This is a genomic window from Eggerthella lenta DSM 2243, assembly GCF_000024265.1.
GTDB classification, from domain to species: Bacteria; Actinomycetota; Coriobacteriia; order Coriobacteriales; family Eggerthellaceae; genus Eggerthella; species Eggerthella lenta.
The window spans coordinates 2,223,625-2,247,487 of record NC_013204.1; the positions used below are offsets into that span (position 1 = coordinate 2,223,625).

Here is a 23,863-nt window from a genome sequence, read left to right on the forward strand (position 1 = left end):
GAATGCGATCGCTATCGAAAGGACCGGGCATGAATCACGCGAGCAACATGACGAACGCGGATTCGGCAGGGAGCGAAACCCCCGCCGAGCTACGCACCCTGTATCTTGCCGGAGGATGCTTCTGGGGGCTCGAAGCCTATCTGAAACGACTGCCGGGCGTTCGCGGAACCGTCGTCGGCTACGCGAACGGTTCCACCGAGAACCCCAGCTATCACGACGTATGTCGCTGGAACACGGGTCACGCCGAAACCGTGGCCGTAACCTACGACCCGCGCGTGCTGCCCACCGACGTGCTGCTGGACGCCTTCTTCGAGGCCATCGACCCCACGTCGGTTGACCGTCAGGGAAACGACCGCGGCACCCAGTACCGCTCGGGCATCTATTGGACCGACGAGGCCGACCTGCCCGCCATCGAGGCGTCGCTGCTGCGCCAGCAGGCGCGCTATACGAGCCCCATCGTCACCGAGGTGGAGCCGCTCGACGGCTTCTACCCCGCCGAGGAGTACCACCAGAACTACCTCGAGAAGAACCCGGGCGGCTACTGCCACATCGACGTTCGCAGCGCCGACGCGTTCGCCGAGCGCATGGGACTCGAGGAAGGCCGGGCCTGCGTGCAGGTGGACGGGCTGTGCGAACCGCTCGCGTTGGGCGAGGGCGCCGCGACGGCGGGCGCGGTCGAGCGCGAGGACATCCCCGCGCCGTCCGTGTCGCGTCGCGCAGACGGGCCGCGCAACGAAGACGGCCTTGCAGATGCGGACGTGGACGCGCTCATCCGCGAGGCGGGCTACGCCGCCCCCTCCGACGACGAGCTGCGCCGCATGCTGTCGGCCGACCAGTACCGCGTTACGCGCATGAACGCTACCGAGCCGCCCTTCCGCAACGCCTACGACCGCACGTTCGAACCGGGCATCTACGTGGACGTGACCAGCGGCGAGCCGCTGTTCGCCTCGTCCGACAAGTTCGATGCCGGATGCGGCTGGCCCGCCTTCTCGCGCCCCATCGCGCGCGAGGTGGTCACCGAGCGCCTCGACCGGACGCTGGGCACCTATCGAACCGAGGTCCGCAGCCGTGCGGGCGATGCTCATCTCGGCCACGTGTTCACCGACGGCCCGGCCGAGACGGGCGGGTTGCGCTACTGCATCAACAGCGCAGCGCTGCGCTTCGTGCCCTACGCGCGCATGGACGCCGAAGGCTACGGCTACCTCAAGCCCCTCGTCGAGCAAGAGCTCGACCCCGCATCATCCTGAGCGAAGCAGCGGAAGCCGCGAAGTCGAAGGATCCCGTGCGGCGCCAGCGGGGAATCTCACGGCTGGCGCCGCACGGGATCCTTCGCGTCCCCGCTGCGCGGGGCCTCCCTGCGCTCGCTCAGGATGACAGGGCGCCCGCTAGCAGGCCTCGCTTGCCGCGGGCTCTGCCGCGCGATCGGGCCGACGCGCGCGATGACGGTAGCGCAGCAGAGCGGCGGCCGCCACGGACAGCACCATCTGCACGGCGGTCACCGACAGCCAGATGCCGTCGAGCCCGAACAGGCGCGCCGCGCCGAACACGATGAGGACGACCAGCAGCGCCTCGCCGTACACGATGGCGCTCGACGCCTTCGCGTCGTCCACCGCGTAGAAATACGAAGTGGACGCATGGGTGAACCCGTAGAACACGTACGCGGTGGAGAAGACGGGCAGCGCGTACGCGATGAGCCCTGCCGTCTCGTCGGACGCCCCGAACAGCAGCGGCACCTGATTCCGCAGCAGGTACATGGCCGCCAACCCCAACACGCCCAGGCTGATGGTGATCAGGTAGTTCGTGTTGCGGAAGCGGCGCACGCCGTCGGCGTCGCCCGCGCCGTAGTGCTTGGAGATGAGCGGCTGCGAGCCGTCGCCCACGCCCTGGATGAGCATCTGGATGACGCAGGCGGTGTACGACACCACTGCGTAGGCCGCCAGCGCCTGCTCGCCGCCGTACATCGACAGGTTCACGTTGATGGCCACCACCGTGGCCTCGGGCAAAAGGGTCAGCCCGAACGGCGCCAGCCCCAACCGCAGCGCATGCAGCGCGATATGCCGGTCGGGACGCAAGTCGGCCACGGCGATGCGGTTCTCCCTTTTCAGGAAAAAGCCCAGCACCAGCAGAAACGCCGAAACCTGCGAGACCACGGTGGCCGCCGCCGCACCGGCGGTGCCCATGCCCAGCAAGATGACGAACACGTAGTCAAGCGCCACGTTCATCAAGCCGGCGAACACCTGCACGGCCATCGCGTAGGCCACTTTCCCCTGGTTGCGGATAAGCGGCGTGCAGCCGGTCACGAGGATCTGGAACGGGACGCCCCAGGCGATGACGCCCGTGTACGCCGCCGCCTGCGCCAGCGTCTCGCCCTGGCCTCCTAAAAGCTCGCAAATGGGCGTCGCCAGCGTGAACAGCAGCGCCATGATGGGCACGGCGGACAGCGCGAGCATCGTGAGCGTGGTGCCCATGGCGCGCCGCGCCTTCGCCTCGTTTCCGGCGCCGCGCGCGATGGACGAGATCACGCCGCCGCCCATGCCGACGCCCGTGCCCACGGCCATGATGAACGCCACCAGCGGGAAGGCTACGTTGATGCCGGCCAGGCCCGCGTCTCCTACCGCGTGTCCCACGAACACGCCGTCGATGATGCTGTACACGCCGCCCAGCGTGAACGTGATCATCGTGGGGACGATGTATTTCAAATACTCTTTGAGCATGCCTCTAGTAATCATGTCATGTCGCTCCGATATGCAATTTGCTGAGATTTTTTCCGCATGGTACTCTAAACCTTAAAGCTGCTTTAAGGTAAAGCCCGCAATGTGCGGGATTCGCCGAATCTTCAGACCATCGATAAGGAACGCGCCCATGACCTTGCCCCGCCTCTACGACATCAAAGAAGCAGCCCGCTACCTGGGCGTCGCCTCCTCCACGCTGCGCTATTGGGAAAGCGAGGGCCTCGTGCAGGCCGGACGGGGCGAAGCGAACGGCTACCGCCAGTATTCGCTGCACGATCTCATCGAGGCCAGCGAGATCGCGTTCTACCGCAAACTGGGCGTGCCGGTCAAGGAGCTGCGGGGGTACCGAGCGCTTTCGGCGCGCAGCCTGGACGAGGCCCTCGCGCGCACCGAGGACGGCGTCGAGCAGCGCATCGCCGAGCTGGAAGCCACGAAGGCGCGCCTCGCCCGCCAGCGCGCGCTCAACGCGAAAGCCGAGGAGCTGCGACGGGCGGGCATGCAGCCCGGCTCCCCGGCCATCGGCAGCCTGAGCGCCATCGACTACGATGCCGCGGCTCCCTGGAAGCTGCTCGTGGAGGAGCCCTGGCGCTACGGGGTGGTCGTCTTTGCGGACAAGCCTGACGAGGTTTACGAGTCGGCCGTGGACGCAGGCGCGCAGGACGGTGCCGTGCTTTGGCGCCGATCGAGCGCTCACGACGAGACGACCTGCCGGGAGTGCCTGCTCAAAGTGTCCCCCACTGCCGACGCCAGCAACGCCGCCGCGCTGTTCGCCGAAGCCTCCCGCCAAGGCATCGAGCCTCAGGCGGTGGTGGGAAACTACCTTCTGACGGCATCGGACGAAACAGGACGCTGGGACTGCCATCGCGCCTGGGTGGTGGGGGAAACGCCGCGCGATCCCGCAGACGACCGGTAAGCCCGGGCGACATCCGGCATGCGGGCGCAAAAAAGCCCCCTCCGAGCGGAGAGGGCTTCGCCGCCTCAGGCCGAGGAAGAAGCTAGCCGATCATCGAGAGGATGTTCTGCTTGGGCTGCACGCCCACGGCCTGGTTCTTCACCTGGCCGTTTTCGAACACCATGAGAGTGGGCACGCTCATGACGCCGTACTTCTGCGCGATGTCGGGGCTCTGGTCGATGTCGAGCTTGTAGACGGCTGCCTTGCCGGCCGTCTCGGCGGCAACCTCGTCGAGCGTGGGCGCGAGCATCTTGCACGGACCGCACCACGTGGCGAAGAAGTCCACGAGAACGGGACCCTGCGCATCAAGCACCTTGGACTGGAAATCGGAAGAAGAAACGACCTCGCTCATGTTAAAGCCTCCTTTGTAGGGGCCGCGCGCATCTCTCACCCGCGGCAATTCTTGTTCGCATCGTATTGTAAACGCGTTTGCTCAACTGTGCATCAAATTGTTACGGTTCGGAGCATGAATCTCGACATTCCCGACATTTTCGCCCGGTGAACGGTCGTCGAGGACGGTCTCCTCCATCGTTGCTCCACAGACGGCGGCCTTGTTGCACGTCTTGCCTGCGAATGCTCGAGGGGCGGGCGCGCTGAGATATAATCGGAGACGACCCACAGAAAGGAACCCGCATGAGCGAAACGACCGAGCACGCCTCCGCAGCACCCGCCTCCTCGCCCGCATCGTCGCACGTGCCCGCTTGGCGCGGACACGGCACCGTCCCGGTGAACCTCGTGCTGGAAGGCGGCGCCATGCGCGGCCAGTTCACGGCCGGCGTGCTGGACTTCTTCATGGATCAGAAGCTGTTCTGCGAGCGCGTCATCGGCGTGTCGGCGGGTGCGCTGTGCGGCTACAACTACGTGGCCGGCGAAGACGGCCGCACGTGCTACCTCAACACGAAGTACTGCGACGACTGGCGTTATCTGTCCATGAAGAGCTTCGTGCGCACCGGCAACGCCTGCGGGCGCGAGTTCGCCTTCGACGAGATCCCCAACCGCCTGGAGCCGTTCGACTACGCCGGGTTCGACCAGTCGCCCATGCAGCTGATCGCCGTTTCCAGCGACCTCGTCACCGGCGAGGCGGACTACCACCCCTTCGCCGACTCGCTGGCCGACCTGCCCTACCTCATCGCGTCGTCGTCCATGCCGCTGGTCAGCCAGATCGTGGACGTCGACGGCAAGCTGCTGCTGGACGGCGGCACCTGCGACAGCGTGCCCATTATGTACTCGATGCTGACGGGCGCGCGCAAGCACATCGTGGTGCTCACGCAGGCGGCCGACTACGTGAAAGGACCGAACAAGCTCATGGCCATCCTGCGCCAGCGCTATGGACTGTACCCCCACTACCTCGAGCGCCTGCAGCACCGCCACTACGAGTACAACCGCACGTACCGCGCGCTGCCTCGCCTGCACGATGCCGGAAAGCTGTTCCTCATCAGGCCTCCCGAGCCGGTTACCGTGGGCAGCATGGAGCGCGACGCCGACAAGCTGTTCGCGCTCTACGAGCAGGGCTACGCCGAAGCGGCCCGTCGCTGGCCCGCGCTCCAGGCGTACCTGGAGGCGTAAAGGCCGGCTCAGCGCACCCGCATCGCAAGGCGTCCCGTTCGCACGAACGGCCTGCGCATGTGGCCCTCTTCCCGCGCAGTTGTCCGGCGCACAGCGGCGCGCCCGCGCCGAAGCCGCAGGACGTCGCGCCACGCTCTCGCCCGCATCGAAGCCGCAGGGCGTCGCGCCGCTCACGCACCCGTGTAGAAGCCGCAGGACGTCGCGTCGCGCTCGCGCCCGTGTAGAACCGCGCCCGCGCCCCCACCGCACCACGGATGCGCAGAACCGGCGGAGCCCGCGCGGGCGACGCGATCCGGCTCCGACCCCTCCTCGCCTCGAGGCACCCTGATGCGCTCAAATGTTTCACGTGAAACAATCTGGTGCTTGAGAACAGATGTTTCACGTGAAACACTCGGATCCTTCGCCGTTTCTAGCGGTTCGCCAAGGGCGGCTCGATCCCGGTGCCCCCTCTTTCGCGGCATGCGGGGGCGGGACTCGCGGGCGGAGCGCGAGGCGCGCGGGACGGGCAGGCAAAGCGCAGGGCGCGCGGGACTCGCGGGCGGAGCGCGGGGCGCGCGGGGCGGGAGGGCAAGCCGTCGCGTCCGACGCGAATGGGCTCGCTTCAGCATCGGCCTGACGACGGGCTGGCAAGCGGGATGGCAGAGATTGCACGCTATGCACGATTATTTGGGTCCGTCGTCAAAGGCGTAGGAAGAAAACCCAGGTCGGAAGAAACGGCGATGGCGGCGAATCGTGCATAGCGTGCAATCTCTGCCATGCAGAGGCATGCAGAGGCGACGCGAGCGGGGGCACGGGCGACCCGCCGTAGAGCCTATGCCAACACGGGCTCCACCCTGCACCCCGCTTCGACGCGCCCGATTATTTCACGTGAAGCAATCGGGCGCTTGAGAGCAAATGTTTCACGCGAAGCATCTTGGCCGCGCGCAGGTGCCGCGTGCCGAAAAATCACACGCGGACGGACCAGGCGCGCGGGGACCAGGCGCGCGGGTGCGGCGCTCCAGAGGGCCTGACGGGAACGCAGGCTCCCTAGGCGTCGCGGTCCGCTTCCCCGCCTTCGGCCGGCCCGCCTTCCGCAGCGCGCTCGTCGAAGCCTCCTTGCAACGCGTCGGCATCGAGCCGGTCGCGCGCATCCTGAGCCCGGAACTCGGACACGAACCCAGCTGAGAAGATGCCGGCCGGAATGGCCACCACGCCGATTGACAGGAGCATCGTGCAGAAGCCGACGAGGCGCCCGGCGGCCGTGACGGGCACGAGGTCGCCGTAGCCCGTGGTGGTGATGGTGGTCATCGCCCAGTACATGCCCGTGAACACGCTGTCGAACTTCTCGGGCTGCACGGGATGCTCGATTTCGTACATGAGCACGCTGGCCGTTACGGTGAGCAGGGCGAGCACCATGAATGCCGCCACGATCTCCGGGCGGCGCTTTCGGAACACGCACGCGATGGAGCGCAGACCGCGCATGTAGCGCGACAGCTTGATAAGGCGCACGAGGCGGACGATGCGAGCCGCGTTCAGCATGGGGGACGACACGGGCACGAACAGCACGAGCAAACCGGGCGCGAAGGCCAGCAGGTCGATGATCCCCATCGGCGACAGCGCGTAGCGCATGCGTGCGCGAGCGGGCGATGCGTCGGGATGGACGAGGTCGGCAGTCCACAGGCGCGCAGCGTACTCCAAGCCGAAGCACACGCTGGACGCCAGCCCGAAGGCCAGAAGCGCCGCCGACACCCCGGCCGGGATGCCGGGCTGCGTCTCGGCGAACACGAGGATCGCGTTCGCGACGATGAGCGCGAACAGCGCGATGCCCACGATGCGCGCGACGGCGTTGCCGCGCCGCACGTCCTCGAGCGCAAAGTACGCCTGCCGCTTGAACGCCGAGGGGGCGCGGCGGGGCGCGCGCTTCGCATCCCGCGCACCCCCCGCGTGCCCTGCGTTTCGCCTCGCTGCGCCCATCGCGTCGGCCCCTTACGCCTGCTCGAGGGTCACGGCGGTGCCGGAGGCGGTCACCATAAGCATGTTGCCTTGACCCAGCACCTCGTAATCCATGTCCACGCCCACCACGGCGTGCGCGCCCATGGAGGCCGCACGCTGCTCCAGCTCCTGCAGAGCCTCGTTGCGGGTCTGCAGAAGCTCCTGCTCGTAGCCCTCGCTGCGGCCGCCCACGATGTTGCGGATGCCCGCGCCGAAATCGCGCAGGAAGTTGATGCCGGTGATAACCTCGCCGAACACGATGCCGTAGTAGCCGGTGATGCGGTAGCCTTCGACGGAGGGGGTAGTGGTCACGATCATGGGCGTTCCTTTCAACGGACGAGCGAACCGATGCGCTTTGCGTGTCCGTTAGCATACCACGATCAGCGCGGAGCCGAGGGTGTACAATAGCAACGTTTACCTGCACCTATGCCAAACATGCACGAAAGGCAACCTATGACCGTCGACCTCGTTTCGCTCGCCATCATCGCGCTCGTCGCGGCAGCCTGCCCGATCGTCGCCAAACTCATCCCCAACAAGCTGGTTCCCGAGACGGTGTTCCTGCTCATCGCCGGAGCGTTGCTGGGGCCGAACATGACGGGCGCCATCGTGCTCACCGACGCGGTAGGGCTGCTGTCCGACCTCGGCCTGGCGTTTTTGTTCCTGCTAGCCGGCTACGAGATCAATCCGAAGAGCCTCACCGGGAGCCAGGGCAAGCGCGGGCTGGCAACCTGGTGCGTATCCATCGTCCTGGCGTTCCTCTTCGTGCATTTCGCCAGCGGCCTGTTTTCCAACGAGCTCGAGTCGGTTGCCATCGCCATCGCGTTGACCACGACGGCGTTGGGCACGCTCATGCCCATCCTGAAGGAGCGCGGGCTCATGGGAACGCAGGTGGGCGAATCCGTCCTCGCTTACGGCACCTGGGGCGAGCTGGGCCCGGTGCTGGCCATGGCGCTGCTCTTGTCCACGCGCGCGGAATGGAAGACCGTTCTCATCCTGCTCGCGTTCGTCGCCTTGTGCGTGGTGGCGGCCGTCGTTCCCGCGAAGGCGAAGAAGGCCGGGCACAAGCTGTTCAACTTCCTCACCGAGAACGCGGAAGGCACCTCCCAGACCATGATGCGCGTCACCGTGCTGCTGCTGGTGGGGCTGGTGGCGCTCTCCGCGGCGTTCGACCTCGACATCGTGCTGGGCGCGTTCGCCGCCGGGTTCGTGCTGCGCTACATCATTCCCGAGGGCGATCACGCGCTGGAGCATAAGCTGGACGGCGTGGCGTACGGCTTCCTCATTCCCGTGTTCTTCGTCGCCTCGGGCGCGAAGATCGACCTCATGGCCGTGTTCCAACAGCCTGTGATGCTGGTCGGGTTCATCGTGCTGCTCCTGCTCATCCGCACCGTGCCCATATTCGTCGCACTCGCCACCGGCAAGGACACGCGCAGCATCTCCACGCACAACCGCTTGACCATCGCCCTGTACTGCACCACGGCGCTGCCCATCATCGTGGCAGTGACCTCGGTAGCCGTGAGCGCAAACGCCATGTCGCAGGAGACGGCCAGCGTGCTGGTGGCCGCCGGAGCCATCACCGTGTTCCTCATGCCGCTGATGGGCATGCTCACTTATCGCGTGGCCGACGCGAAGCCCATCGAGGCCGTGAAGGAGATCAGCCGCAACCCGCGCGACATCGGCGACATCCTGCGCGAGCACTGGGAGCTGGAGCGCATGCTGGCACGCAAGGAGGCGCTCGAGCGGCTGGCGGCACGGCGCGAGGAGCGCGGCCGAGACGGCGAGTCCTGGGAGGAGCAAGCGGCGCTGCTGCAACGTCGCTCGGCCCGCAAGCGCGCCATCGACGAGGCGCTCGACCTGGCCGCGCAGGAGATAGCGCGTCGCGAGCTGGCACCCGATGCCCGTCCCGACGGAGACGACCCGCTGCTGGCGCAGGCTCTGCAGCATCGCGAAGAGCGGCGGCGTCGCATGGCCGAGCGCGTTGTGCGCGAGTACCGTCGGCGCATGGACGAGATGGGTCGTGCGGCAGAGCGGATGGGACTGAGCGAAGACGACGTCAGGCAGATGTTCGAGGACGCGCGACAACGTCGCGACGAGCACCCCGACGAACGCGACGGCCGGCGGCGCTAGCCCGCGCGGCGGGCCGAGGACCCGTTCGCAGCCTCCGCGCCGCTGTCGCAATCAGGGAAGAACACCTCCATGCGGCTGGCCGGCGCCTGCTTGCCGGCCAGCGAGCCTGCGACCATGCACACGCCAGCCACGACGATGCCTATGACGATCTGATGCAGATCGGCCACTTTGAAGCCGAGCGCCATCGTTGCGCAATACGCCAGCGTACCGCCCGCCATCGACCACAGCGCACCCGTCCGGTTCGCCCGCCTCCAGAACAGGCCGCACACCATCACCCAGAAAAACGCCGTCTCAAGGCCGCCGAAGGCGAACATGTTGATCTTCCATATGACGTCGGGCGGCACGACGGCCAGCACGAACACCACCGCGCCCAGCCCCAGCGTAACCGCCTGGCTCGACACGGACAGCGCACGCTCCCCCATGCGGCGGCCGCGCGCTTCGGCGTAATGCATCCACACGTCCTTGACCAGCGCCGAGGATGACGAGATAAGCAGCGAGGACACGGTGGAGATGGAGGCGGCCACCGGCCCTATGATGGCGATGCCCGCCAGCACCGGCGGCAACGTCCGCGAGATGGCCAGCGGGATGATGTTGTCCACGCTGCCGCCGTAGGCCGCCAGATCCTCGGTGAGCACGCCGGCGGCCAACACGCCGAGCGCCGTGACGCCGATCATCATGGCGCCGATGATGACGGTGCCCACGATCATGGCGCGGTGGAGCGATTTCACGTCCTTGTACCCCATCGTGCGCACCACCGACTGCGGCAGGACGAACGTGAACACGCCCACGAGTAGCCACTGGGTAAGGTACAGCGACGGCGGCATGTTGCCGCCGGACGTGGGCTCCAGCATCTCGGGGTGATTCTGCGCGATCGAGCCCATGATGGCCTCGTAGCCGCCGCCGGCGTCCAGGATGCCCGCGGCCAGGACCACGATGCCCACGAGCATGGCGATGCCGCAGAGCGCATCGGTCAGCGCCACGCCGCGGAAGCCGCCGATGGTGGTGAACAGGATCACGGCAACGCCGAAGAGCACGAGGCCGAACACGTAGGAGTAGCCGGTCACGGCCTCGAACAGCTTCGCACCGCCCACGAACTGCGCGATCATGGTGGCGCCGAAGAACACGACGACGATGGCGGCCGACAAGTTCGCGAGCGCGTTCGATCCGTAGCGAGCCCGGATGACGTCGGCCACCGTGATCGCATCGAGCTTGCGCGCGATGAGCGCCATCTTCTTGCCCACGATGCCGTACAGCAGAACGAGCGCCGTCACCTGCACCACGGCCATGTACACCCAGCCGAAGCCGATGCTCCACGCCTGGCCCGGACCGCCCACGAACGAGCTCACCGACCCGTACGTGGCGATGGTGGTCATGGCCAGCACGAAGCCGCCCAGGCCGCGGTTGCCGATGAAGTACTCCTTCACGAAGCCGCCGTCGTCCGACGCGCTCTGCGTGCGGTGGCGCACGACCACGCTGAGCCCTACGGCGAACGCGAGGAACAGCGCGACGGGGACGAGCGCGGCGAGGTTACCCATCGAGGCCCTCCTCGTCGTCCAGCGGGAAGTCGGCGAACACGAACCGCGCCAGCACGATGGCGGCGATGACCGCGGCGACCCATGTGCCCATGCACCCCGCGATTATCCACAAAGGCGTGCCGAACAGCTGGACGTCGAAGCCTGCGAGCCCGAACCCGCCCACGAGCCACACCGCCACGATGACGGCCAGCGCTGCCGCCGTGGCCTTCGCCTCCCTGTTCGTCTGAGCGAGCTTATCCCGATAGCTCGCAAGTTCCCTCTGCGCCATGCGCGCACCTCCCCGCCGTCGCCGCGCCGTTTCGTCCAACGTATGGTACACCAAGCGCAGCCGTCCCGCGCGCCCCAGTTGGGGCTAGATGGCCGATGACACCTTTTCCAGCAAATCGGCTTTGCCGTTGACGCCCATCTTCGCGTAGATGCGGCGCACGTGGCTCTTCACCGTGTTGAGCGACACCACCAACTCGTCGGCGGCCTCGGCGAACGTGCGGCCCTCCATGAGCAGGCGCAGCACGTCCTCCTCGCGGCGCGTCAGGTCGTAGGAGCGCGCGAGGCGCGCGCAAGTGGCGTCGAGGCCGGTGCCCCATTCCGACCCCGGCGCGGCAGCCGGCGTTGCAGGTCGGGGAGCCGGCCGATGGAGCTGCAGATAAGCCACGGCAGCGGCCATGTCGCGGTTGCGCCAGCGGCGCTCGAGCAGCAGGCACGACGGGAACGACAAGAGACACGCGCAGGCGGCGAACGTCGCGGCCGCATCGACGCCCCGCGTATCGAGCGCCATAAGCGATCCGACAAGGGTCACGCCGAAGCAGGCAGCCCACGCGCCCGCCGCCCGATACGCCGTGCGGTTGACGCGCGTGCGGAAAAACGCCCGCACCACCGCCGCGCAGAACGCGGCGTACACGACGCACGTCAGCGCCAGCACCGCCACCGTCAACCACGAAACCATCGCCGCCCCTTCCCTTTTGCCGCTTGGATCGTCCCAGCATAGCGCAAGCCGCCCGGCGCGGCCGGCAGAACCGGTGATGAAAAACTTCATCATTGCCGCATCGCCGAGGGTCGTGCTAGGTTGGATGCAGAAGAACACGAAGAAGGAGAGCCTTATGAGCGCAGCACGCAGCAGAATCGCACGGACCCTGATCGGCGCCGCCTGCATCGGGGCGGCCACCTGCGCGTTCGTCTGGTTCGCCTTCCAGTTCGCCCCCGGCGAGCCGCGCGAGCTGACCGTCGGAGACGAGAGCTACGCGTCGTCCATCGAAGCCAGCGGAAACAGCCGATACGTCGCAGAAGGGATTGTCGACATCCCCTTCGGGCAAACTTACAAAACCGATGGATTGACCTGGGGTAAATGGTTCAGCGTCAGCGAGGATGAACGGAGCTCCTGGTCCGACGAGGAGCGCGAGCAACGCCTCGCGTCTGAATCGTACCTCTACGACTCCAGCGGCATCGAGTTCGCCGCACAGGGACTCAAGACGGTCTCGCTGGAGGCTTTCGCGGAGTGGTACCCTCATTATGCGGAGACGACGGGCTACACCGAGGCACGCAAGCACGCATGCAAGGTACTGCTCGTCGATATCGCGATGACGAACACAAGCGATCATGCCCAAACGCTCCCCCGTTTCGTTCTATGGAGCGAGGACGCCAACGGAGCGAACGACACGCTGGAAAATGGGATGGGCAGCGACAAATACCTGTTCGAAGAAATGTACGGCGAATCCTCCGACCGCGGCCTCGTGGAAAAGCACCTACCCGATGGCTGGAACGTGCTCGAGCCCGGAGAAACGCGCAGTTGGACCGTACCGTCCCTCATCTACGAGAACACGTTCCGCGATCCGGCGGCCTACGAGAACATCGACCCGTCCCGCTTCTGCGTAGCTTTGGCCGACTACGACCCGCCCACCATCTATCGCCTCTGGCTGGGCTGAACCAGCGCCCCCTTCGTCATCCTGAGCGAGCGCAGCATTTGACAGTCCAGCGGACTGTCAAGCTCCCGAGCACGCGAAGCGAGCGCAGGGAGGCCCCGCGCAGCGGGGACGCGAAGGATCCCATGCGGCGCCAGCCGTGGCGCTTTCCGCTGTCGCCGCATGGGATCCTTCGACTCCGCGCCTTGCAGCGCTGCGCTCAGGATGACAACCTAGGGCGTAGTTACTCGCGCACGGCGCGCTCGCGCTTCAACCGGCGAAGCTTGCGGGCGATGCGGACGAACCCGCACGCCATGAGGATCATGATCGCCGCCCACAGCACGGCGATCGGCAGCATTTCCGGCAGGAAACTGTCTCTATGCAGCAGGCTCGCCGCTGTCGTCACCTGGACGAGGAGCACGGCCAGCACCAGCACCTCGATGCGGCGCAGATGCGCGATCTTGGAGTCGATGTCGGAGAACAGGTCGAAGGGCGCGCCATCGCGCGGGCGGCGCAGGTACGCCCAGCGGCCGTACGTTCCGACGCACTCGATGTCCAGATCGCGCAGGAAGTCCAGATAACAGCGGCCCTCGGAGCTGCCCGCCGTATGCTCCAGCAGCTCCAGACGGTACTCGTACTCCCCCGGCGCTCCCTCCTCGAACACGTAGCGGATCCCGCATACGTCGACGAGGGCCAGCCCGCGCGCGGCCCAGGCGTTCAGCCAGTCCTCCTCGCGGTCGAAATCCCATGCCCAGAACAGCCGGTGCATGACCCGCTTCATGCCGACCACCTCCCCACGATCTCCTCGCCGTTTCCCACCAGCTCGCGCAGCCGGTCGAGCTCGACCCGCACCGCATCGCGGCCGGCGCCCGTCAACCGGTACTCCTTCTTGCGCCCCGACCCTGCGCCGGGCGCCGGCTCGATCCAGCGCCGTTTCTGCAGCGTGTCGAGCGCGCCGTACAGGGTGCCCGCCGCCAGGCGCACGCGGCCGTTGCTCAGGCGCTCGGCGTTTTGCATGATGCCGTAGCCGTGCAGCGGCTCGTCGAGCGAGAGCAGGATGTAGAACACCGCCTCGGTCAGCGCGATCGATTCCACGGTTCCCTCCGTTCCAAAACTATATCGGCTTCCGATATAGTCAGTATATCGGAAGCCGATATAGTACGCAACCGTGAAAAAGAAAGCGACCCCGGCACGCTGCCGAGGTCGCTGTCACGCGGAGGATGGGGAGCAAGCGTCTACAGCGCGGCCTCGCGCAGCTTCTCCACCAGCTGCTCGACCGGCCACGCGCCGAGGTCGCCCTCGTGGCGCTCGCGCACGCTGACCGTGCCGTTCTCGATCTCCTTGTCGCCCAGCACCACCATGTACGGGATCTTCTGGCTTTGCGCCTTCGCGATCTTCACGCGCATGGGCTCGTTCTGGTCGTACACCTCGATGCGGCCGCCCGCGGCCTTCAGCTGCTTCGCCAGCTCGGCCGCGGCCTCGTTGTGACGGTCGGCCAGCGGCAGCACGGCCACCTGCACGGGGGCCAGCCACAGCGGCAGCGCCCCGGCGTAGTGCTCGATGAGGATGCCGAGGAAGCGCTCGATGGAGCCGAAGATGGCGCGATGGAGCATCCAGGGGCGCTCCTCGGTGTTGTCCTCGGTGCGGTAGGTCAGTTCGAAGCGCTCGGGCATGTTGAAGTCCACCTGCACGGTGGAGCACTGCCAGGTGCGCCCGATGGCGTCCTTCACCTTGATGTCGATCTTCGGGCCGTAGAACGCGCCGTCGCCCTCGTTGATGTCGTAGGCCAGCTCGTGGCGCGCGCAGGCTTCCTTGAGCGCGTTGGTGGCGTGCTCCCACATGTCGTCGGTTCCGATGCTCTTCTCCGGGCGCGTGGAGATCTCGGCCTCGTACTGGAACCCGAACGTGGACATGATGTGGTCCACGAGGTCGAGGATGGCCACCACCTCGTCCACTACCTGGTCGCGCGTGCAGAACACGTGCGCGTCGTCCTGAGTGAAGCCGCGGGCGCGCAGCAGGCCGTGCACGACGCCGCTCATCTCGTGGCGGTACACGGTGCCGAACTCGAAGTAGCGCAGCGGCAGGTCGCGGTAGGAATGCAGCTCGCTCTTGTACAGCATCACGTGGCCCGGGCAGTTCATGGGCTTCACGGCGTACTCGGTGAGGCGCGGATCCTCGTCGGTGCCCTCGTTGATGTTGAAGAAGTACATGTTCTCTTTGTAGAAGCCGTAGTGGCCCGAGGTCTTCCACACGTCGGCGTTGTACACGTGCGGCGTGATGACCTCCTCGTAGCCGCGCTCGTACAGGTCGCGGCGCAGCCACTCCTGCATGGTGCGGATCACGCGCGCGCCCTTGGGCAGGTACATGGGCAGACCCACGCCGGCCAGCGGGTCCATGGTGTAGATCCCCAGTTCACGGCCCAGCTTGCGATGGTCGCGCTTCTCGGCCTCCTCCAGGTTGCGCAGGTGCTCGTCCAGCTCCTTCTGCTTGAAGAAGGCGGTGCCGTAGATGCGGGTGAGCATCTCGCGCTCGGCATCGCCGCGCCAGTACGCGCCGGCCAGCTTGGTCAACTTGAACGCGCCCAGCTTGCCGGTAGAGGGCAGGTGCGGGCCGCGGCACAGGTCGGTGAACTTGCCGATGGTGTACGTGGTGATGACGGCGTCCTCCGGCAGCTCGGCGATGAGCTCCAGCTTGAACGGCTGGCTCGCGAAGATCTCCTCGGCCTCGGCGCGCGTGACCACGCGGCGCTCGAAGGCTTCGTCGGCCTTCACGATCTCGGCCATGCGGGCCTCGATGGCGGCAAAGTCGTCCGGCGACAGCGCGCGGTCGAGCTTCACGTCGTAGTAGAAACCGTCCTCGATGGCCGGCCCCACACCGAACTGCACGTCGCCGTAGAGGTCGACGAGCGCGGCGGCCATGACGTGCGCGGTGGAGTGGCGCAGAAGCTCCAGCCCCTCGTCGCTCTTGGCCGTGACGATGGCAACCGAGTCGCCTTCGGCCACGGGAGCCGAGAGATCGACCGGCTGGTCGTTCACGATGCCCGCGAGCGCGGCCTTCGCCAGGCCGGCGCCGATGGACGCGGCCACGTCGGCGACGGTGGAGCCGTCTGCGAGCCCCTTGTTCGAGCCGTCGGGAAGTACGATGTTCATATCTGTTCCTTTCCTGTGCCGGGCGCGCACAAAGCGCCTGCACGATCGGTTCGCAGCGAGCGCGCCTTGCGCCCGCCTTTGCGACAAAACAACGAAGCCGCCCCGTTGTTCGCGAGGCGGCTTCGATTGCATTGCGAAGTGGTTACTGCACGCCGTGCTCGGACTGAGCGGGGCGCGCCTGCCTCGTCTGCTGCTGGGTCGCCGCCTGCTGCGGCTGCTGCGTTCGAGCGCCGCGCTGCTGCGGGGCACGACGCGTGCGCGGACCACCGGCAACGGGCGTGGCGCAGTACGGGCACACGGTCCAGGTGGGGTCGAGCGCGTGGTTGCAGGTGCCGCAAAGGTTCTTGAGACGCTGGTGGCAGTTCGGGCACAGCACGAAGTCGGCTTCCACCGGGTAGCCGCAGTTCGCGCACTCGCCGTACTTCATGAGCTCGCGCTGCTTCAGCGCGATCTCCAGCTCCTGCTCGTCGCGGTCGATCTGCAGCAGCGGCGGGCGCAGCAAGCAGTACGCGATGATGCCGAGCAACGGGACGAGCGCCACGATAGCCCACACGTACCAGTAGGAACCGCGCAGGTACGCATCGCGCACCACCCAGACGATGGACAGCACATACAGGATGACCAGCAGCACCACAACCACGGTGAACGCGGCTTGCAGTTCAGGAGTCCACAGCTGGTTAAGCAGTTCGCTCATTTCAACCTCGTTTTCTTGTATATTCAGCGACTGGTGCACAGGTATGGAAAACGCGCAATACATGCACACGATCAGTCATTATAGCAAAGTTGCCGAAAAACAAGCTCACGTGCAGGTAATTTCCGCAAGCTGTTGAATTCGAGGGCTGGTTCGAGAGCCGCCCCCTACCAGACTCTGAAGCTAAGCCCGGGCGCACGGAAGCGCGGCCGAGCCGAGCCGATGAGCGGGTTCGCGGTCGAGCCGGGCCGACGCACGGTTTCGGAGTGCCTGCGTGCAGCAAAATCGCCGGTTTGGCACGCCAGACCCGCCCGGATGCCATATTCCCAGGAGGCCGCCGAACACGATCTGGGGTTTCGCTTCGGCCTTTTTCGGGAAACGAGGCCGAAGTTCGTCGAGATGTGCCAAACCGACGATTTTGCTGCACCTCGACAAGCGAAACCGTGCGGAGGCGGACGCGAATCAACTTCCATGACAATGTTAGCCTCGTCAACCGTGCCGAAAACGGTTCCCAAATCGCACGATCTGGAAAAACGCCGGACGAAATACCGCGCGATGCCGAACAAGACAAGAGAACGGGGTCAGCGCCCCATCCATCCCCCGTCGTCCTGAGCGAGTGCGGCAAGTCGAAGGATAGCGATAGTGACGGACGCAACTCACAAAGAAAGCATTGAAGGTGGGTAGCGAACTTCTAGGATTGATCCTCGTCGGGGACGTACTCCATGATGTCGCCCGGCTGCACGTCGAATCGCTCGCAGATGCGAAGGATGGTGTCCGTGGTGACGGACTCCCCTTTGGAGAGCTTGGCGATGGTAGTTGACGAAAGCCCTATCTCTGTTTTGAGATCGGTCTTTTTATACCCCATCCGCGCAAGCATATCGAAAAGCTTGAAAAACCTAATGGAAGCCATCATTGTTCCTCCTCGCTGCTGACAGACTACCAGCAAACCGCAGCGTCGAAAAGCCGAGGATTAAAAGCACTATTTCCTTTTCATCAGCTCTGGATTAGAATATCCGAATATACAGATTTATTTCATTAGATTCGGATTTGAGGTTAAGATGTTCCGACAGTTACCGATCATCGAAACTATAGCCGATGCCGTCGACGAACTCACCGACGTGCGCATGACGCTCAGCGGCCTAGCCTCTTTAACCCTGGCGCTTGCGAACAGCGGCATGCACGAGCCCGACACCATAAGGCTGATCTCCTGCCTGCTAGACTACTGCGCGCTCACGACCGAAGCCGCCTCCGATAAATTCGACGAAGCTCCCCGTGATACGACTCGACCAGATCGCCTTTCATAACCGAGAAAAAAGCTATCGAAGCATCACGCCTGCGTGATATCTCCATGAGTTCACCTCGTTATCAGACGCGATCCAACCCTTTTTTCCTGCTCTTTGTCGAAAAATCAAAAGAACCGACCTTGTGCTTTCAGAGCTTCGTAATGATCCATATCTCGCATCTTGAACATTTTGGCAGGATGACCTCCGGCAACAGCACCCTTTGGAACATGATCGACGACGACACTCCCAGCCTGTATAACAGCGCCCTCTCCGATATGAGCCCCTCCAAGAACGATGACTTGATCCCCAAGCCATACGTTGTCTTCAATCACCACATCTTTATCAATCTTCGCCATACCATACGGAACGGCATCACCGTAGTCGAAGTCATGAAACGAACCAATTATCGAACACCCTCTTCCCGAATGAAAATTGCTCCCGATCCGAATTTCTCCTTCGCCAACAATTCTCATACCGTTAAAGTTAACGTTGTCTCCCAGAACGACGCTTTTCGATACCCATGAATAGCGATTCACTTTGAGACCTTTGCCCACCGTACGCGCACGGGTTCTCACGACCGCACCGAAAAGCACCTGCTTTACTTTCGAAATCAACCGTTTCACTCAGCATCCTCTCTCAAATCTATTGGTCACTCGCACCGTTCAAATAACGAGAATCCGAGAGCATTGTCATGTCTATCAAGACATCCGCAGGAATATCCACGCGAGCAACCCTTCCCACGACTTCCCCCACCAACGAGGGCGAGATGCCCGTGCCCGGTCTCTTAAACGTGAGCATCCCCTTATCTATCACGCTTCCAGCGGGTATATCCGCCGCCGCGACAAGAGACCGACGAGCATTGGCCCTTGCAGCAGTTTCCGATTCGCTATGTCGTAACGAGGAATCGCCAAGTAGTGTTTCAACGAAGCACACGCCTTCGAGGATCGTTCGGGCATCAGAGGGATCCATGGCGTGGTAATGGTCATTTCCTGGAAGCGTCTTATCGAGCGTGAAGTGCTTCTCCACAATGCGAGCTCCAAGCACGTAAGCCGTCTTGACAACCTCGGCAGAGGGGTCGGGCTTACAATGGTCCGAATACCCCACAATTACGTCTGGAAATTCCCGGGTGATCGATGCAATCCTGCTCAAATTAGCATGCTCGTACGGCGTTGGATATTCGAGCACGCAATGCAGCAGAGCGAGCGGACTGTCGTTCACGGCGCGTACCGCCTGAACGGCAGAACGCATCTCGGTCAAGTCGCCAGCCCCAACCGAAAGAATCATAGGCTTGCCTTTTCGAGCCTGATGCTCGATGAAAGGGATGTTCGTCAGGTCGGATGAAGACACTTTGTATACCCCCATCAGGGGTTCTAGATAATCAGCCGACTCGAAATCAAAGGGGGTCGAGCAGAAACCTATCCCGATCGAGTCGCAATAGACGGAAAGTTCTCGATACTCCCTCTCTCCAAACGAGTCGTATCGCTTGAAAAGCTCGTATTGGCTCGTTGAGGATTCCTCGCTCGTATCCCAATACGAAGGAGAATGTCGGGAAGCGAGCGATTCGGCCTTGTACGTCTGAAATTTCACCGCATGAACGCCAGCTTCGCTCGCTTCTTTGCACATGAGCTTTGCCGCCTCCATAGGGCTGATGCCACGCTGCCGAGCGATATCGTAATAATTGACGCCGATCTCAGCTATGAGTGTAAACGCCCCGCTTGCAATCCTATCCTCTAAGTTCATAGTACGTCTCCCAAAACGATCCTCTTTACTCTTCGTATCCCTAATCTCAAATCGTTCTCAAGCATCAGCTTGCGCATCTCTCGCCGTACGGACCTCGCCCCCGCAAGCCACGCTATTGTTGAAGCGAGGTCTTCGTCGGAAACCTCGCTTCCGAGCCCCAGGTTGATGAACCCGTTATCCATTTGAGCAAACGTGTGGAGCTGCTCGCGTTCGTTCTCCGCGAGAACAATTGTAGGCACGCCCATGCAGGCAAGCTCGAACGTGGTGCGCCCTTGGGAGGAAAGAGCCATGTCGGCCTTACGCATATGGTCGCTCATGCGCAACACGTTGCGACTCACCTCTATCCCGCACTCAGGAACGCTTTGCACCGCAGGATTGTCGTATCCCGAGCCGAGAACGAAATCAAACGTCACGTCCACTGCCTCTGCATTATGCCTTTTTGCCAGTTCGTACACCCGCGCCGTCAAATCGAGCGGATCCGTTCCTCCAAACGTGACGAGAATCCGGCGCACCTCATCCGAATCTTCCGAAGGCTGCGTTATAAGGAACTCGTCCCGCAAGCAGACGTACCCCTTACCCGAATACACGTTTCCATGCGGAGACGCCCCTTCGTAAATGGCGTTGACAACAGCATCGGCCAACCTTGCGCCTTCACCCAAATCCTCGAACGTCACCAAGCGCTTAACATACCTCTTCACATCAGCCATAAGACTGGCATCGCTATCAAGGCAATCGTATACGAATACATCGGGACGGCGCTCCTCCAGCCATCGGAGCATCTCTTCGTCGTCCTCCACCTCTAAAACCGGCATATTCGCCGATTTCAACTTGGCGATTCCTTCTCTATGACGTGCATTGCATACGAATACGACGTCATGCTCTATCAGTTCGTACCCAAGCGTTAATGCACGGTACACATGCCCAAGGCCAAGCTCCTTATGCCCGTCGACCCGAAACACGATGAGCCTTCGAGAGAGCATGGCTTCGCACACGATCCAATCTTGCATCGTGTCGATGTCGACCGCTTCGTCAGCAGGGACCTCAAAAACCGTAACGTTGTCCCCTATGCGAGACGAAGGCCCGATACACGAACGCTTCGAAACCAAAAATGCACCGGTTTCAACATAGTTCGGCGGAAGCTCCTGTCGATTGAGACGTCGTTCGTAATTCGGAACAAAACGATTCCGACCGTCTTTGCCCCAGCTCAAATGAGGAGCGTTTGTCGCACTCACCATCGTATCCGAATCGGAATTCAAAAACCGCTCAATCGCCGTATCGAGAGTGCGCACTGTTAGCAAAGGCGAGGTAGGCTGCATCGTGATGACGATGTCGTATCGCACACCCCGCAACGCTTCCACACGAACCACTGCGTCATTCACTACCGGATCGAGCGTAATATCGTCTCCGGAAAGTTCCGGGCTGCGCTCAAGAGCAACAACGCCATCGATCTGTTCTACGAAATCCAGTATCTCTCTCGAATCAGTGCTAACGGCAACATCGGTGATACAGCTGCTCTCTGCTGCACATGAAATCGCATAGTCAATCAACGGCCTGCCGTGCATAAGGCGCATATTCTTTCGTGGTATCCCTTTCGAGCCTCCTCGAGCAGGAATGACAGCGAGCACGTTCCTCTCCACATTCATCAAATGAAGGCACCTTTCCTGGAGACGACACGTCGACGAACAACCCTTTGATTCGGCGACTTTTCCAACTTCTTCGCAGCCCTACTCGCATCCGCACAACAAAAACCTTGATCATGTGCCGACGTGGCTAGAACGAACACAAAGAACAGCAAGTAATGACTCGTCATGGTCGAATGCATCACCATGCCGACAAGAAAAAACGGAACCCAAACGCCAGCCGTCTCTTTTCTGGCATAAGGGGCGATGACAATGCTGAACACAGCAAAGTAAAAAATTGTATAGAGAACCCCGTGCTTAAGAAGCAAGTTGATGACCGCGTGGTGCGGCTGCACAACCCTGTACCCATGCAACGAAGCACTCGCGAGCAAAGTGTCTTTATCGCCAAAAGGGTTTCCAATGTTCATGACGCGCCGGATGTCGATATCGTATCCACGAAAAATCAAAAGCGGATCCTTGGAAATCTGCTCGATAGCATAAAGATTGGAATTGAACCTGATAGCATTAGAGGTATCATTCAAACCTCGCGATGCTAAAGAGGCCGAAACGGTATCGCCTCCGACGACAGCCGTACTCCACCACCAGCTAAACGTCACGATTGAAAAGAACATGAGAGCGAAGAGCAAAAACAACACGACAGGATGCACGGATCTCGAAGGCTGAGAAACCGACCCCTTTCGTCGCGCTCTGATCCATATCACAGCATTTATTAAAGCAAAGCATAGAAGCATCATTTGATATCCCCTGCTGTTGAGGACGAGAGCCGCAACTACACATACCGCTACGCCAAGCTTTCGCTTCTCGTACCAGCACCAGCAGAAAAACAGGAACAGCACCACGCCAAAATAGTTCTTGTCGTACGAACCAAAAACATAATAAGGAGTTTCCGCGTCGCGGCGAAAAACGGAAACCAGCACAACCGCAAGGGCAAGGCAATAAAAGACGCGTTTCATGAAGGGACTAATCTCGAACGAGGACGGTCGTATGCAATAGAAGAAAAGAACCGTTAGCAGGAGAAAACTCGTGTCGATGAACAAATCCCGCATGGAATAGGGAGAAATCGCCATCGTGAGGAGAATCGAACCAGCAAGGCCGAAAAGGCAAAGGATCATCGGCAACGACATCTTTGTCTCGTCCAGCTCTTCTCTTCCAAAGAGACCGGTCGCAATCACCAATACTGCGGTAAGAACCACCGATGCATAAACTTTGTTTGCCGGCGACAAGAGAAAAAGAACAAGCAGCAAAAGAACCATCAAGATTGAGTACACAATGCCAATGTGACTTTTTCTCGCGCTCGGCGCTGTAGTATCAGTTTTTTGCGCAATCACGAATTTGCTCCTGTACGAACCATAGCTCCTGAACGTTTCATATAGAAAAGCCCCACTGAATACGTGAATAGGTAGGACACCGCGTTAGAAATGAGCATGAGAAGGCAAAGCACCCAAAGACTACCGACCCAAGAAGAGAAAGCAATCGAAGCGGCATACAAAACCAAACGGAACAGCGACGAAACAACCTGAAGGCGGGGCGGGGCAACTTTAAGAACTACGACCATATTGAACGAGTTGACAACCGCAAATATCGATGCTGCATTTCCCAACGGCATCAACGACAAGGCCTGGTCATAAAGCGTAGGATAGAGAATCATCGCGAACAGCGGCCCAATGAAGAAGGCAATCGCATACATGAAAAGCCCCACTGCGAGTATGAACAGATTCACTAAGTGATACCTGCGGACGGTTATCTTGACTACGCCGTCGCTCATGTAACTGAGCATGATGGAACTGATCGGTGAGGAGAAAAACGAGAACGTCTTGCCGAAAAAGGTTGCAACGTAATAGGTCGACACAGCCGAAGGCCCTAAGGCCGGATACAGCAGCAACCGATCAACGTACACCGACGAATAGGTGATGAGATTGCTCGCTATAAGAGACACATAGGTGCGCAGCGACGACCCAAAAAGCCTTGTTTTGCCATACGGTTCTGAAAACACGTTTGAGCATCGTGCAAAACATGCGAGGGCAAATGCTTCTCCAAGTATGAACACGAAAGGCCAGAATCCGCTTGCGAAAGCAACGCCCATACCTACCACATAACCCAAAGCAGTTAAGAGGTTGACTAGCAACAGCTTCTTGGAATTGAAATGAAGCCTGAACGCGACGAGACAATACGCCTTCACGATACTCATACCCGTAAGGATCCCAACAGCTAACGCCATCAATAGATCCATCGATAGAAGTTGCCAGCACACTATCGCAGTCGCCACTGCCAGTACGGGGGCAGAAATGGATAGGAGGTATTTGAAGTCTCCCGGTCCTATTCCGGCTTTCTCATAGCGTTCGTTGCGAATAATCCTCGTATTGCACAAGGTGCTCCCGAACGACGGCTCAAGCGCGTTGACGATCCCTATCGCCACCAGGAACAAACCGTATCGATCGCCGTCAAGCTTCCACGCCAAAAACGGATACACGAGAAGCTGCAGCGTCCCTACGAGAACCACGGTCGCACCGATAGTGAGAGCGAAATCGGTCGATGCTTTTTTCAAGAAGTCTTTTTTCATGGTTTCACGATCATCGAATAAC

The 23,863-nt window shown here is 62.1% G+C and carries 22 protein-coding genes; 5 read left to right on the forward strand and 17 right to left on the reverse strand.

Annotated elements, in window-relative coordinates:
* The first annotated feature begins 29 nt into the window (after positions 1-29).
* On the forward strand, positions 30-1,247 hold the full coding sequence (gene msrA, locus ELEN_RS09470) for a peptide-methionine (S)-S-oxide reductase MsrA (protein WP_015760834.1): 1,218 nt from the start codon (positions 30-32) through the stop codon (positions 1,245-1,247).
* Between the two features lie 138 nt (positions 1,248-1,385).
* Here the strand turns inward: msrA and ELEN_RS09475 are convergent, their stop codons facing one another.
* Entirely contained in the window at positions 1,386-2,729 is a 1,344-nt protein-coding gene (locus ELEN_RS09475) for an MATE family efflux transporter (protein ID WP_009304249.1), read from the reverse strand.
* 133 nt (positions 2,730-2,862) lie between these two features.
* Here ELEN_RS09475 and ELEN_RS09480 point away from each other — a divergent pair, with 133 nt between their 5' ends.
* Positions 2,863-3,645: a MerR family transcriptional regulator gene (locus ELEN_RS09480; protein ID WP_009608283.1), complete on the forward strand. Its 783-nt coding sequence runs from the start codon at positions 2,863-2,865 to the stop codon at positions 3,643-3,645.
* An 82-nt stretch (positions 3,646-3,727) separates the two neighbouring features.
* Here ELEN_RS09480 and trxA read toward each other — a convergent pair whose 3' ends face one another.
* On the reverse strand, positions 3,728-4,036 hold the full coding sequence (trxA, locus tag ELEN_RS09485) for a thioredoxin (protein WP_009304247.1): 309 nt from the start codon (positions 4,034-4,036) through the stop codon (positions 3,728-3,730).
* A 281-nt stretch (positions 4,037-4,317) separates the two neighbouring features.
* On the opposite strand from trxA, the gene ELEN_RS09490 reads away from it, so the two are divergent.
* Positions 4,318-5,250, forward strand: coding sequence for a patatin-like phospholipase family protein (locus tag ELEN_RS09490; RefSeq protein WP_009304245.1), 933 nt, complete (start codon positions 4,318-4,320; stop codon positions 5,248-5,250).
* Positions 5,251-6,276: 1,026 nt separating this feature from the next.
* On the opposite strand, the gene ELEN_RS09495 is transcribed toward ELEN_RS09490, so the two are convergent.
* Together ELEN_RS09495 and ELEN_RS09500 are read right to left on the reverse strand one after the other, a co-directional pair.
* Positions 6,277-7,203 carry an ion transporter gene (locus ELEN_RS09495; RefSeq protein ID WP_009608260.1) on the reverse strand — a complete coding sequence of 309 codons (927 nt, stop codon included), beginning with the start codon at positions 7,201-7,203 and terminating at the stop codon, positions 6,277-6,279.
* Positions 7,204-7,215: 12 nt separating this feature from the next.
* Positions 7,216-7,539, reverse strand: coding sequence for a heavy metal-binding domain-containing protein (locus ELEN_RS09500; protein WP_009608252.1), 324 nt, complete (start codon positions 7,537-7,539; stop codon positions 7,216-7,218).
* A 135-nt stretch (positions 7,540-7,674) separates the two neighbouring features.
* On the opposite strand from ELEN_RS09500, the gene ELEN_RS09505 reads away from it, so the two are divergent.
* Positions 7,675-9,348: a cation:proton antiporter gene (locus ELEN_RS09505; protein WP_015760836.1), complete on the forward strand. Its 1,674-nt coding sequence runs from the start codon at positions 7,675-7,677 to the stop codon at positions 9,346-9,348.
* Here ELEN_RS09505 and panF read toward each other — a convergent pair.
* The 3 genes from panF to ELEN_RS09520 form a co-directional block, all read right to left on the reverse strand.
* Positions 9,345-10,883 carry a sodium/pantothenate symporter gene (panF, locus tag ELEN_RS09510; protein ID WP_015760837.1) on the reverse strand — a complete coding sequence of 513 codons (1,539 nt, stop codon included), beginning with the start codon at positions 10,881-10,883 and terminating at the stop codon, positions 9,345-9,347. The genes ELEN_RS09505 and panF overlap by 4 nt on opposite strands.
* Positions 10,876-11,151 (reverse strand): YhdT family protein, encoded by a 276-nt coding sequence (locus tag ELEN_RS09515; RefSeq protein WP_015760838.1) that lies wholly within the window; start codon positions 11,149-11,151, stop codon positions 10,876-10,878. The genes panF and ELEN_RS09515 overlap by 8 nt, the downstream gene beginning before the upstream one ends.
* Positions 11,152-11,235: 84 nt before the next feature.
* Positions 11,236-11,826, reverse strand: a complete 591-nt coding sequence (locus tag ELEN_RS09520) for a response regulator transcription factor (RefSeq protein WP_015760839.1) — start codon at positions 11,824-11,826, stop codon at positions 11,236-11,238.
* Between the two features lie 154 nt (positions 11,827-11,980).
* On the opposite strand from ELEN_RS09520, the gene ELEN_RS09525 reads away from it, so the two are divergent.
* Positions 11,981-12,802, forward strand: coding sequence for a hypothetical protein (locus tag ELEN_RS09525; RefSeq protein WP_015760840.1), 822 nt, complete (start codon positions 11,981-11,983; stop codon positions 12,800-12,802).
* 220 nt (positions 12,803-13,022) lie between these two features.
* Here the strand turns inward: ELEN_RS09525 and ELEN_RS09530 are convergent, their stop codons facing one another.
* The 10 genes from ELEN_RS09530 to ELEN_RS09580 form a co-directional block, all read right to left on the reverse strand.
* On the reverse strand, positions 13,023-13,559 hold the full coding sequence (locus tag ELEN_RS09530; RefSeq protein WP_015760841.1) for a DUF2812 domain-containing protein: 537 nt from the start codon (positions 13,557-13,559) through the stop codon (positions 13,023-13,025).
* Positions 13,556-13,873 carry a PadR family transcriptional regulator gene (locus tag ELEN_RS09535; RefSeq protein ID WP_015760842.1) on the reverse strand — a complete coding sequence of 106 codons (318 nt, stop codon included), beginning with the start codon at positions 13,871-13,873 and terminating at the stop codon, positions 13,556-13,558. The genes ELEN_RS09530 and ELEN_RS09535 overlap by 4 nt, the downstream gene beginning before the upstream one ends.
* A gap of 140 nt (positions 13,874-14,013) precedes the next feature.
* On the reverse strand, positions 14,014-15,927 hold the full coding sequence (thrS, locus tag ELEN_RS09540) for a threonine--tRNA ligase (protein ID WP_015760843.1): 1,914 nt from the start codon (positions 15,925-15,927) through the stop codon (positions 14,014-14,016).
* A gap of 142 nt (positions 15,928-16,069) precedes the next feature.
* On the reverse strand, positions 16,070-16,621 hold the full coding sequence (locus tag ELEN_RS09545) for a zinc ribbon domain-containing protein (protein ID WP_009304230.1): 552 nt from the start codon (positions 16,619-16,621) through the stop codon (positions 16,070-16,072).
* 688 nt (positions 16,622-17,309) lie between these two features.
* On the reverse strand, positions 17,310-17,531 hold the full coding sequence (locus ELEN_RS09550) for a helix-turn-helix domain-containing protein (RefSeq protein WP_009608286.1): 222 nt from the start codon (positions 17,529-17,531) through the stop codon (positions 17,310-17,312).
* 495 nt (positions 17,532-18,026) lie between these two features.
* Positions 18,027-18,524: an acyltransferase gene (locus tag ELEN_RS15930; protein WP_081434197.1), complete on the reverse strand. Its 498-nt coding sequence runs from the start codon at positions 18,522-18,524 to the stop codon at positions 18,027-18,029.
* A gap of 19 nt (positions 18,525-18,543) precedes the next feature.
* Positions 18,544-19,641, reverse strand: a complete 1,098-nt coding sequence (locus ELEN_RS09565) for an N-acetylneuraminate synthase family protein (RefSeq protein ID WP_009304227.1) — start codon at positions 19,639-19,641, stop codon at positions 18,544-18,546.
* Entirely contained in the window at positions 19,638-21,284 is a 1,647-nt protein-coding gene (locus ELEN_RS09570) for a cytidylyltransferase domain-containing protein (RefSeq protein WP_015760845.1), read from the reverse strand. The genes ELEN_RS09565 and ELEN_RS09570 overlap by 4 nt, the downstream gene beginning before the upstream one ends.
* Positions 21,284-22,609 (reverse strand): hypothetical protein, encoded by a 1,326-nt coding sequence (locus tag ELEN_RS09575; RefSeq protein WP_009304225.1) that lies wholly within the window; start codon positions 22,607-22,609, stop codon positions 21,284-21,286. Before ELEN_RS09575 ends, ELEN_RS09570 begins: the two co-directional genes overlap by 1 nt.
* Positions 22,606-23,841, reverse strand: coding sequence for a polysaccharide biosynthesis protein (locus tag ELEN_RS09580; RefSeq protein ID WP_009304224.1), 1,236 nt, complete (start codon positions 23,839-23,841; stop codon positions 22,606-22,608). The genes ELEN_RS09575 and ELEN_RS09580 overlap by 4 nt, the downstream gene beginning before the upstream one ends.
* Between the last annotated feature and the right edge of the window lie 22 nt (positions 23,842-23,863).